Below are 8,760 nucleotides of genomic sequence, written 5' to 3' on the forward strand. Positions count from 1 at the left end.
GAATTCTGCGGGCTCCCCTAGACCTCCGCTCGATCCTCGCATTTGGTGGCGGGCATGTGCCCGGGGCGATCAACATTGCGTTGCGTAACGAATTCGTGAACTGGGCTGGCTGGATGCTCGATGGCACTCGCCCGATCCTGCTGGTGGGCGAGTCGGCTGACGATGTTCATGAGGCTGTCACCCAACTCTACCGGATAGGCCTGGACGATATTAAGGGCTATTTGCGTAATGGCATGACGGACTGGCAGAACGCGGCGCTACCCCTAGAGTCCATTGGTGAATGGTCAGTCCATGAGCTCGATCGCAAACGAAACGATTCCGATGTGATGTTGCTTGATGTGCGCAGTCCTGCTGAATACGAGGCAGGCCATATCCCCGATGCCCATCATGCGTTCGTCGCTCATATAGATACAGCCCTTGCCAACCTGAACCGGGATAAAACTATCGCAACGTATTGCGGTTCTGGATACCGAGCATCGATCGCAGCGAGCATCTTGAAAAAGAACGGTTTTAAAAAAGTAGTCAATGTGCCTGGCTCATGGGCTGCTTGGAGAGCAGCAGACTTGCCTGTGGCATAACAAACCAAGCAAAAAAAGAGGATGAAGAACATGCAGCCAGAAACTTTTTCGCTGAAATCAACCTATAAGCGTTTGCCCACTTGCGGAAAATATTTAGCTCAGCAGAACAGGAAAGTTTTCTGCATCGCAACCATGGCGATGGTTTCGGGCTGTACCGGTTTCGGCACGGTCAGCTCGTCAACTGAACCCGCTGGAAGAGCAGAATCTACCAAAACCAATGTTTTGGAGGCAGGAGCAGCCATGCTCCAAACGGATTCGCCTCTGGATCCCATGAACGTCTATTTGGTCGGCTTTCATCCCATGAAAGATGATCCATCACATCAAATGGAAGCGCATCATTTTTGCACTCAAGCCAACGAAGATTTTGCGCAATGCGCATTGTTCGATGGAAACACACGAAGCGCGAATTTGAACGGTATCGAATACATAATTTCTGAAAAGATTTTCGAAAGTTTACCGGAATCAGAAAAACAGTATTGGCATCCCCATAATGGAGAGATTCTTTCGGGACAGCTGGTTGCACCTGGCCTGCCGGTTAAAGCAGACCATGAACTTATGAAAAGCAAAATGAACAGCTACGGTAAGACTTGGCATACGTGGGATGCAACCCATGGCAAGCCAGGCGAGTCGTTGCCATTTGGAGAACCGAAGCTCGCATGGTCGTTTAATCGGATTGGTGAGGCCAAAAAGGGATTGGTGGAAAGCCGAGACAAGCGTATGGATATCAATACGGAGGAACGTCGTAACGCCAGACAGGACCTTTTGCCACTGGCCAAGCCCCAGAGCGGCGTGGATGCGCTCAAGGGCCAATTTGAACGCCCCACCCGATCCATTCCCGGTGTTGTTGATAAAAAAACCACAAATCAGTCCGAGGCGCTGTCGGAATCGGATTCTAGATAGAGGTCAGTCGTTTGCCGATATAAAGGCTTTTCTCTCCTGAGGAGACTGATTACGGTATCTGTTCGAAGCCGTGCAGTAATGCGCCTTATTCCTGCGCTATTTCCAGAAGCGCTTGGCCGGCTGATCCTGCCAAACCAAGCGCAGCTCTGCCGTTGCAGCGCTAAAACCAAGCATATGCCCGGATAACCTACGTCAATACCGGATGCTTTCGATCATCAAGGCGACCGCTGCAATAAATGCAATCAACCCAAAGCCTTTCTGAAGCCTCTTGCCGTCCAAGCGCGCAGAAATTGATTGCCCCGTCAGCATTCCTGCAATCGCACCCGCAGAAAATGGAAGAGCAACTGTCCAGTCAAGATTGCCAGCTAACACTGAAGACGATACGCCGCTAACCGACACAAGCCCTATGACTGCCAATGATGTTGCAGTAACAGATCGCATAGACAGATCGCTGTAACGGCCCAGTGCCGGTACCAGGACAAATCCCCCGCCTACGCCGAGAAGCCCGGAGAGGAAACCAGCCAGCGAACCCGACGCTGAGACAATTGCTGCGCAGCGAGACGTCCAACGAAACCGCCCCGTCTGAGGATTGAGCTGACAAGGAATTGCTCGCGCATGAATAGCATGACGGCTTGGCTGCCGGACGGAACGGAACGCTACGTAAAACAAAACAAGAGCGAACAGCATGGCAAGCATGCTGTGCTCTAATCTTCCCGCAGCCCAGACACCCGCAGGAGCAAGCAACATGCCGCAGAAGGCCATCAGTACAGCCGCCTTGTAGCGAACTATTCCTTCCCTAAGACCGATAACCGCCCCCACCCAGGCCGCCAAACCAACAGCAAGCAAGCCAATAGGTGCCGCTTGAGGCAAACCAAGGCCCATCACAAACACCAACAAGGGGACCGTCAGGATGCCTCCCCCCGCCCCTGTAAGCGCTAGGACAATGCCAACGAGCAAGCCGAGTCCAAACTCAATGACCATAAGCCGCCCTGTCCGGGCGCCTCGGCCGAGTCATGCGGATACTAACGCAGCTAATCACTGCGGCTTATCCGCTAAGCGAGTCTGCAGCTCGTACAGCGCCATGCCCGCTAGCATCGCGAGAATAAAGATCAGCGGCTCGCTCCGGCCACTCAAAAGCGTCGCGACCGCCGGTCCTGGACAATAACCGGCCAGCCCCCAACCCACTCCGAACGCCAGGCTACCCAGCACGAGACGACGATCTATTCGGGTGGCGGTGGGCATCCGCATGACATCTCCCAGCACCGCCCGGGACCGTTTGGAGGCGAAATAGAACCCGACACTGGCGACCACGATCGCACCGCCCATAACGAACGCAAGCGAGGGGTCCCACGGCCCGGTGAGGTCTAGAAAGGCGATCACTTTGGATGGATCGGCCATCCCTGACAGGATCAGGCCGAGGCCGAAAACCAACCCAGCTACAAATGCGCTTAGCAATTTCATGGCAACTCCTCAGCCCAGCAGGTGGCGGATGACGAATACGGTCAGAAAGCCGCTGGCCATGAATGCGGCCGTCGCGACCAGCGAGCGCGGCGACCGGCGCGACAATCCACATACGCCATGCCCGCTCGTACAACCAGAGCCATACCGCGTGCCGACCCCGACCAACAATCCGGCTGCGATCAGGGTCAAGGTGCTCGCATCAATCTGGATATCTGGCTGCTCGAACGCGGCCTGAAACAGCACCGGCGCGATGACCAGTCCGGCGATGAATGAAACACGCCAGAGCACATCGCCTTTGGCAGGCCGCAGCAACCCGCCGACCACGCCGCTGATGCCCGCGATTCTCCCGTTCAACAAGATGAACAGGGTCGCAGCGAGGCCGATCAACGTGCCCCCGGCGAGCGAGAACCACGGTGTGAAATTCGCCCAGTCGATCGTCATGTCGTGGATTCCTCACGTTCGGGATGCTGGCAGTAGAGCCGGTAAAGCACCTGCATGACCTCCATCGCTTGATGGCTGGAAATACTGTAATGCACTTGCTTGCCTTCGCGCCTGGTGCTGACCAAGCCGTTGTGACGCAGCACGGTTAGCTGTTGGGACAGGGTCGGTTGCTCGATGCCCGTCGCACTGGCGAGATCACCCACGCAGTGCTCCCCTTGGGTCAGCTGGCACAGCAACAACAGGCGGTCAGGGTTGCTCAGCACCTTCAGCAAGCCGCAGGCGTCCGCAGCACTGCGGCGGAGGGTTTCGATATCGAGATCTGCCATGTCGGCCATTCTTCTTCAGCTGGTCAGGTGGATTTGACAATATAATTTATCAATATATATTTCAATATATAGTATCGACGCGACAGCGGACGCCCGGCTCGGAACTCGACGTCCCCTACAGGCACCTAAAATTGTGCGGCATCGCTTTTCTCTTCACCTCGCTGCGCCCCCGTCGGCGCGAACCAGGAGATAGACATGTTATCGATACAGCAAAACAGTACGAATCATGACCAGGCGGACCGGGTTCGCCGCTCAACGTCCCAACCTGTGAACCAAGAAATCGATCGGCAAACGGACGCGAACGTTCGTCGATTCAGCGGGATGGGACGAAGCGCAATTCTTCAGCGTATCGACGCCCTGGATCGCGAGTGGGACGTGGAGCGCGTGCTCGAGGTCAATGCCTCCTCGCTCGCGCTGTCTGGCTTGCTACTTGGCCTGACAGCGAACCGAAAGTGGTTTCTGCTGCCTGGCGTCGTGCTGCCGTTTCTTCTGCAACACGGTTTGCAGGGCTGGTGCCCGCCGCTGGCGATTCTGCGCCGGCTGGGTATTCGCACGCGGGGCGAGATCGATCAGGAAAAGTATGCACTGCTCAGGGCGCTGGAACAGGCACCGCTGAACACTCACCATTAGCCGAGACCATCATGATATTTCGCCAGCTGTTCGAGCCCGTGTCGTCCACCTATACCTACTTGCTCGGGTGCGAGGGCACCGGCCAGGCCGTGCTCATCGACCCGGTCATTTCCGCAACGGACCGCGACCTGGCCGAGCTAGCCAGGCTGGACCTGCAGCTGGCGTTCACCTTGGACACCCACATACATGCCGACCACATCACCGCCGCGCTGGAACTGAAGAAGCAGACCGGCTGCCGTATCGCGGGGCCGGCTATCGACAAATTGCCCTGCACGGATGTGGGCATTGAGGACGGTGTTCCTTTCATCGTCGGCAGCCTGCAGTTCACACCCTTGCATACCCCCGGGCACACCGACGGGCACTTTGCCTATCTCCTCGGTGATCGCCTGTTCAGCGGTGATGCATTACTCATCGACGGCTGCGGTAGGACCGACTTTCAGAACGGCAGCGCCGACGATCTGTTTCACAGCGTTAGAAACAAGCTGCTCACGCTGCCAGACGACACCCTGGTCTATCCCGGCCATGACTACAGCGGTCGTCGAGTCTCGACCATCGCCCAGGAAAAGCAGCGCAACCCCCGACTCGGTGAAGCGATCACCCTGGAGCGCTTCCGAGAAATTATGGCGGAATTGAACTTGCCCTATCCCGCGTTCATCGATCACGCCGTGCCTGGAAATCGCCTGTGCGGCGTCTGCCCACCCGACCTGACGGATAATTTCCGTCGCTATTGCGAACAGGTTGAGCGCAGTCCTCAGGGCTGATTACGGTGATGCCAAGCCAGTGAACGTTTCCGCTAAAACGAACAACCGTTCCGGAAGGGCGGGCGGCTTTATATGATAGGCAGCTACCGACCAACAGATACTCCCTGCGCCAATTTAGTGATGGCGCGAAGCTTAACCCCTGCGCCGGCGGATATCGTGACACAGGGCGTGGACGGGCTCGATGTTTCGCAGGAGTTCGGTTGGTTGCGTTACAAAAAGCTGTTAGCCGACCGAGATGCCGTCATGGAACCGCACCACGGTTTCATTGAGGATCGTGTCCTCGATACCAACTTTGATCGTGACGCGAAAATCGTCGTAAGCATTGCGCATCGCAAGCCGCTCATTATCTCCAGGTGGGTTATTGAAGCTGACGGCAATTTGCTGGTGGTCAGCTCCATGGTACGCAATACGCTCATTGCGTTTGCGCATGTCGTAGGCAAACCGACATCGATATAGCCAGGCCCTTCAGCCCGGTAGGTATCGACCTCACCTCAGGAGCAATTGGGCATCTTGGCAAAAAATGGCCAGTTCTCGATCACAAATTTTCAGAGCGAGCTTCCACTTATGGATTCCAATCAAACCGATTGCGCAGTGTAAAAGCCCGAGTCAGCCAGAACGCTGATCTATCTCCGGTAATTACCTGCTCAGTTGCCTTCGCGATCTGGCGACTCAATGACTCTATGCTTTGGCACCAGATCGACCAACGGCGCGATCATCATCTGAGCAGTGCGAATCCAGGAGCTCAACGTCTCAAGATCTAATAGCACTGATTCGGCTACCTCCCAGACGCAGGATTCCTCGGTCGTAACCGGCGGTAGAGTGCCTTCGACCAACGCCTGAGCCATCGTATGCAGCTTCAGCAAGTCGTCGCGTACAGCAATCATCCCACCCACCTCAGCCAGGCTAGTGTCCAGTCGATCGACAAGTTCAAGTAGCTGTGACGTGTAGAAGCTGTTGCGAAGCTTGTCCAATGCTGCGACGTCCACCTCTCCACACGGCGTAACGCGAAAAGATGTGGGAGATATGTTGATCATGAGGTCATCTCGGTATCGGCCTGGCGGGTCGTGCTGACCCGCAGCGAGCCAGCGGCTTGTTGAAACACCGAATCCTTGATCCAGGGCTCCGGTGGCCGATTGAGCTTGAGGTTGAACTCACCGAAGCGCTTGACGTTGCTGGTCAGGTAGGGACTGAGGAACGACACGTCTTCATCGGTGAACTGCCAGCCCTCGCGGGCCAGTTTCTGCAGGATGCGCATCATGTCCACGGTGTTCTGCAGGATCACCGACGAGGCCACCATGTCGTTGTAGCGCAGGCGTTTCTGCTGCTCGTCCGGATCGTTCTCGGCGATCACATCGCCGCCGAAGGATAGCCACTTGGAGAAACCGTTGTAGGACTCGATCTTGTTGGTGTTCGCGGTGACCTCCTGGCGCAACTCGCGACTGCCGATCCAGTTGAGCAGGAAGATCGTACGGATCACGCTGCCCAGTGCCTGTGCCGCATGGTAGAGCTTGTTACGCCGGCTGTAGGAACCGAGTTTTCGCAGCAGCATAGACGAGGAGATTTTGCCGGCCTGGATAGACAGCGCGACCTGCATCAAATCCTGCCAGTGGGTTTCGATCAGGTTCCAGTCGGCAGTGTCGGTGAACAGACGGTTGATATGCTTGTACGAAGCGCCGCGATCCGGCCGGCACATCACCAGGTCCCGCCAGTTGCGAATACGTGGCATCAGGTTGATGCCCAGCAGATGGGTGAAGGCAAAGACCGTCGCCGATTGCCCCTGAGTATCGGAATACACAGTGTCTGCCTCGACACTGAGATCAGCCTTGAGCAGCCCCTCAATTACGTAAATCGCCTCCCAGATACCAGGTGGGATGAAGTGCTGGAACACCGCGATGTAGTTGTTGGCCACATGCCGATAAGCCACGGCCCCCATCTTGCGGTAGCGGAAGTGGTAGCCGGCTAGCAGGTTGTCATCATAGAAGTCGAACTGAGTACCGTCCGCGGCCACCGCCTTGCCATCGCCCCAGAGCTTAGGCAGGTCAAGTTGCAAGTAGAGCTCCACCAGCTCGCGGTTAGCTTTGTCCAACTTCTCCAGCGAGAGGTGACGGCGATTCGTATAGGACAGCATGTGTGGCGTGACATTACCGGCCAGATGCCGTGCGGCCTGGTTAGGGCCCAGGTTGCAGCCCATGGCGAAGATAGTCATCAGATAGCGCTCGGCCGGCTCTTTGAGCTTTGGCTCGTTGCCGGACATGGGGCCGAAATGCCGAGTGAACTGAATCCAATGTTCGATGTTGGCCATGATGTCCAGCACATGCCTAGCCGGCATGCGCTGCATAAGCGCTGTCTGCAGCGAGATGGCCGAAAGTGGGATGTCCCGTGCTGTTACACGACGCAGTACCGGTTCGCCGGCCTCGTTGATCGACACATCCCCCCGACAGGAGGGAAACTTGTCATCCAGTTGCTGTGCGGTTTCTTCCAACTGGCTCTTGAGCGAGGCGACAAATTCCGTCGCGTTGGCAGGCAGACCCACTTTCTCGCAGTAGACTGGTAGTCGCTGGAGACACTCTTCCCAAGGCAGTAACTGCTTGCGGTAATCGGCGAAGGATTCCGACCCTTGTACGCACATGTCACCGGATCGCAGCTCGCTGGCCAGGTAGGAGAATACGCAAACTTCTAGATAGCGCCGGTTGGTCGGTGGCCCCTCACTGGAAGGACGACGAACGACCTTGACCCAGCGCTCCGACGCAAACGACAAATCGACGTGCTCGTCGATCCATTCGCGGTGTAGATTCTCGCTGTCCTGGATCAATTCCAGTGCCTGAACCAGCGATCGATCCTGAGTCGTGGGCTCCAGTTGGAGAAGGTGACTGAGACGGAATAATAGTGAGCGATGGGACCTGAAGTGCTTCCAGATCAGCGGCAGGTAGTTATTACCGCCAGTAGCTTGGACTTCGGCGCACGTCTCGCGCAAGCGATCCAGATTGCCATCGGGGGAGAGGTATTCTCGAATCAGGCTGCCAGCTTCCTGGTCATCCGGTTCTTGAACAAGAATCTGCACCACGCCGTCCAGGGTCGCCGCCAATTGCTCCAGCTTCTGGCGTTGCCGCGCCTGGATTTGCTCCAATTCCTCCTTGGCGCGTTTATGGATCGTCGATATCCGTCGGATGAACATCTCGGCCAGGTGATCACGGGTCCGTACGCGCATGCGGTAGATCAAGGCCAGCATTAGCGTGTAGCGCTTCGGCAGCGAGCAGTCCTTCAGCTCGGCGACGTCCGACGCAGCAGCTTGGGCAGCAAAGTGGCGAATCTTGGCATCGACGATCCCCTCAAAAATGGCCTCCAGGTCCCCGAAGCTCTCTAGCCAGGCCAGGTGGTCGATCAGCACCTCCAGGTGCTTGCGAGATGGCTTCTTGGGTGCCTGTTTCAGCGCATTGAAATCGCTCTGGCGCCGGCCGAAGTCGGTGTCAAGCAGCTCCTTCAGCTTGTAGATCACCTCGATTGGCGCTCGAGTCACGACTAGGTTGAAGGTAACTTCCTGGGTACTCGCCAAGGCAGTTTCTGCGAGGTTGTTGAGCGTCGAATAAGCCGGAAGCTCATAGCCACGCTGAATCAGCTCATCAAGCATGGCATTGATGAGATCGACTCGCTGCTCAAGAACTA

Annotated in this window: 11 protein-coding genes; 4 read left to right on the forward strand and 7 right to left on the reverse strand. The window is 56.5% G+C overall.

Annotated elements, in window-relative coordinates; all coding sequences use genetic code 11:
- The coding region (locus tag YA0848_RS23865) for a rhodanese-like domain-containing protein (protein WP_269837051.1) at positions 1-578 on the forward strand (578 nt) is incomplete at its 5' end.
- Positions 579-608: 30 nt separating this feature from the next.
- Entirely contained in the window at positions 609-1,478 is an 870-nt protein-coding gene (locus YA0848_RS23870) for an OBAP family protein (protein WP_196766170.1), read from the forward strand.
- Between the two features lie 192 nt (positions 1,479-1,670).
- Here YA0848_RS23870 and YA0848_RS23875 read toward each other — a convergent pair whose 3' ends face one another.
- The 4 genes from YA0848_RS23875 to YA0848_RS23890 are packed head-to-tail and all read right to left on the reverse strand — an operon-like array spanning position 1,671 to position 3,715.
- Positions 1,671-2,459 (reverse strand): sulfite exporter TauE/SafE family protein, encoded by a 789-nt coding sequence (locus YA0848_RS23875; protein WP_028622763.1) that lies wholly within the window; start codon positions 2,457-2,459, stop codon positions 1,671-1,673.
- A 54-nt stretch (positions 2,460-2,513) separates the two neighbouring features.
- The gene (locus tag YA0848_RS23880; RefSeq protein WP_028622764.1) at positions 2,514-2,939 is read right to left on the reverse strand and encodes a YeeE/YedE family protein; all 426 of its coding nucleotides are present in this window, start codon (positions 2,937-2,939) and stop codon (positions 2,514-2,516) included.
- Positions 2,940-2,948: 9 nt separating this feature from the next.
- A complete protein-coding gene (locus tag YA0848_RS23885; protein WP_028622765.1) occupies positions 2,949-3,380 on the reverse strand; it encodes a YeeE/YedE family protein in 432 nt (143 codons plus the stop codon).
- Positions 3,377-3,715 carry an ArsR/SmtB family transcription factor gene (locus YA0848_RS23890; RefSeq protein ID WP_028622766.1) on the reverse strand — a complete coding sequence of 113 codons (339 nt, stop codon included), beginning with the start codon at positions 3,713-3,715 and terminating at the stop codon, positions 3,377-3,379. Before YA0848_RS23890 ends, YA0848_RS23885 begins: the two co-directional genes overlap by 4 nt.
- Before the next feature lie 186 nt (positions 3,716-3,901).
- Here YA0848_RS23890 and YA0848_RS23895 point away from each other — a divergent pair, with 186 nt between their 5' ends.
- Entirely contained in the window at positions 3,902-4,336 is a 435-nt protein-coding gene (locus tag YA0848_RS23895) for a hypothetical protein (protein WP_033050640.1), read from the forward strand.
- 11 nt (positions 4,337-4,347) lie between these two features.
- Positions 4,348-5,097, forward strand: coding sequence for an MBL fold metallo-hydrolase (locus tag YA0848_RS23900; RefSeq protein WP_028622768.1), 750 nt, complete (start codon positions 4,348-4,350; stop codon positions 5,095-5,097).
- A 222-nt stretch (positions 5,098-5,319) separates the two neighbouring features.
- Here the strand turns inward: YA0848_RS23900 and YA0848_RS23905 are convergent, their stop codons facing one another.
- The 3 genes from YA0848_RS23905 to YA0848_RS23915 form a co-directional block, all read right to left on the reverse strand.
- The gene (locus YA0848_RS23905) at positions 5,320-5,526 is read right to left on the reverse strand and encodes a hypothetical protein (RefSeq protein WP_144000652.1); all 207 of its coding nucleotides are present in this window, start codon (positions 5,524-5,526) and stop codon (positions 5,320-5,322) included.
- Positions 5,527-5,741: 215 nt separating this feature from the next.
- A complete protein-coding gene (gene tnpC / locus YA0848_RS23910; protein WP_028622770.1) occupies positions 5,742-6,131 on the reverse strand; it encodes a Tn3 family transposase post-transcriptional regulator TnpC in 390 nt (129 codons plus the stop codon).
- Positions 6,128-8,760 (reverse strand): Tn3 family transposase (locus tag YA0848_RS23915; protein ID WP_198731436.1); only part of this gene is annotated, 2,633 nt, incomplete at its 5' end. The genes tnpC and YA0848_RS23915, both read right to left, overlap by 4 nt.

This window comes from Pseudomonas sp. S4_EA_1b (genome assembly GCF_016307435.1).
Lineage (GTDB): Bacteria > Pseudomonadota > Gammaproteobacteria > Pseudomonadales > Pseudomonadaceae > Aquipseudomonas > Aquipseudomonas rhodesiae.

Excerpts from the sequence above, each read along its gene's own strand:
- YA0848_RS23885 (WP_028622765.1), bottom strand. The coding sequence starts at position 3,380 with ATGACGATCGACTGGGCGAATTTCACACCGTGGTTCTCGCTCGCCGGG.
- YA0848_RS23905 (WP_144000652.1), bottom strand. The coding sequence starts at position 5,526 with ATGCGCAAACGCAATGAGCGTATTGCGTACCATGGAGCTGACCACCAG.
- tnpC (WP_028622770.1), bottom strand. The coding sequence starts at position 6,131 with ATGATCAACATATCTCCCACATCTTTTCGCGTTACGCCGTGTGGAGAG.
- YA0848_RS23895 (WP_033050640.1), top strand. The coding sequence starts at position 3,902 with ATGTTATCGATACAGCAAAACAGTACGAATCATGACCAGGCGGACCGG.
- YA0848_RS23880 (WP_028622764.1), bottom strand. The coding sequence starts at position 2,939 with ATGAAATTGCTAAGCGCATTTGTAGCTGGGTTGGTTTTCGGCCTCGGC.
- YA0848_RS23900 (WP_028622768.1), top strand. The coding sequence starts at position 4,348 with ATGATATTTCGCCAGCTGTTCGAGCCCGTGTCGTCCACCTATACCTAC.
- YA0848_RS23890 (WP_028622766.1), bottom strand. The coding sequence starts at position 3,715 with ATGGCCGACATGGCAGATCTCGATATCGAAACCCTCCGCCGCAGTGCT.
- YA0848_RS23875 (WP_028622763.1), bottom strand. The coding sequence starts at position 2,459 with ATGGTCATTGAGTTTGGACTCGGCTTGCTCGTTGGCATTGTCCTAGCG.
- YA0848_RS23870 (WP_196766170.1), top strand. The coding sequence starts at position 609 with ATGCAGCCAGAAACTTTTTCGCTGAAATCAACCTATAAGCGTTTGCCC.